The organism is Alteromonas sp. MMG017, from assembly GCF_018100795.1.
Lineage (GTDB): Bacteria > Pseudomonadota > Gammaproteobacteria > Enterobacterales > Alteromonadaceae > Alteromonas.
In genome coordinates, this window is sequence record NZ_JAGJDY010000032.1 from 1 (window position 1) to 1,493 (window position 1,493).

2 protein-coding genes are annotated in these 1,493 nt (G+C 36.3%); both read right to left on the bottom strand.

Annotation, left to right across the window (positions count from 1 at the left end):
• Window positions 1-95: 95 nt before the first annotated feature.
• Window positions 96-980, bottom strand: a complete 885-nt coding sequence (locus tag J8L84_RS20055; protein WP_211072249.1) for a hypothetical protein — start codon at window positions 978-980, stop codon at window positions 96-98.
• A gap of 124 nt (window positions 981-1,104) precedes the next feature.
• On the bottom strand, window positions 1,105-1,434 hold the full coding sequence (locus tag J8L84_RS20060) for a hypothetical protein (protein ID WP_211072250.1): 330 nt from the start codon (window positions 1,432-1,434) through the stop codon (window positions 1,105-1,107).
• Window positions 1,435-1,493 lie beyond the last annotated feature (59 nt).

Below are 1,493 nucleotides of genomic sequence, written 5' to 3' on the forward strand. Positions count from 1 at the left end.
GCCCTGTTAACAGGCTAAATATAGTTGGCTATAATTAGCGACGAAGGAGCAAAAGCCAACTGTATTTTGTCCTTGTTAAACAGTTTGTTAGCTCTCTATGCACATGAGTTACAAACTTGTGGATATGGTGATACCCAATCACAGGTTTTGCATTTAGAAACATTAACAAACTCTCTACATGAACAACATTTACCTCGAATATGTTCATTGTATCCAATGTTTAAAGCATCAAAGACTACTTCCCCTTTAGCATCACAAAGGGGACAGTCAGCAAAGCCAAATGTATCTTGATCACCACGATAACCACAAACAAAACAGACCCTATCGAGTTCGTCAGTTAAAGCCCATGATTCGTTGGCACACTGTATACAATGTTTCATATCATCAGGGTACAATTCAAAAGCACGATCAATTGATTCATCAATATAACAAGAATTTGCCAATAAGCTTGTATAAAGGCTATTGCCTAGTAGTGATTTAAGGCTATTGGCAAGATACTGGTCTTGCATTGGCAAGGTATCTTGCCATTCAAGTTGATTAATAATCCGAACCATAAACCAAATAGATTCATTAAGAATTCCATGTGGTAATGTAGACATGCCTAAATGCATAACTTGATTTCTATGACTCTGAAATTTATCCAGTAGGTCTTTATCATCTGAATTTAGGTATATTTCATTAGAAAAGAAATCTTTGCTTTTCCAAAAAGGTGTTGTCTGTATTTCATCTTTTTCAATTAGCGACAATAACTCAGTTTCAGATTTATCATGAAATTTGCTTTTAACTATCCCTTTCCAGCCCTCACGTCGCAGAACAAAAAATTTACCTATTAATTCAAGAGCTGCCTGTATATTTATTATTGTTTGTAATACATCGCTCTCAGAAGGTGTTTCTGAAAGTGCATTTTGTAATGCAGATCTAATATACAGCTTAAATGTTTTTTTTAGTCGAAAAGTTAATTGTTCATCAACTTTATTCATGACTACTCCTTGAGAGCTAACTTTTCAATAACGGGCGCAGGCACGTGGGGCATAATAGCGAAGCGGCCCTGCGTGTATGCGTCCCAGCGAACGAAGTGAGTGAGTTTATTGAGTTGTTATGCACCTAAACCACCGTATATGAGAGTGTAACTGGTGAGCCAATAGAAAAAGAAGCTTTAGTGATAATATTTGGCAGATCAATGATTCTTGAATCGTACTCAGTAACAAATGAAACGAAGATATCTGTATTCTCTACTTCTACATTATTAGAAGTTACAAAACTTCCTATAAATTCCAGTGAAGATGGTGTCAGAGGAACGCACACGACAAAACCACCTAATTTTTTATTAGGTCTACAAGATGAGGCTTTAAGGCTTGATTTGATTTCGTTGGATAATTCTTCTGTAAGCGAAAAGAATCTAAAGCTGATATTTAATTCAATGTCTGAGTCCATTCAATGTGTCCGTAGGTGCATAACTTTAAGCTAAGGGGCGCAGATACGTGGGGCATAAT

Bases quoted from the DNA above. Each gene is read 5' to 3' on its own strand.
- J8L84_RS20055 (WP_211072249.1), bottom strand. From the start codon at position 980: ATGAATAAAGTTGATGAACAATTAACTTTTCGACTAAAAAAAACATTT.
- J8L84_RS20060 (WP_211072250.1), bottom strand. From the start codon at position 1,434: ATGGACTCAGACATTGAATTAAATATCAGCTTTAGATTCTTTTCGCTT.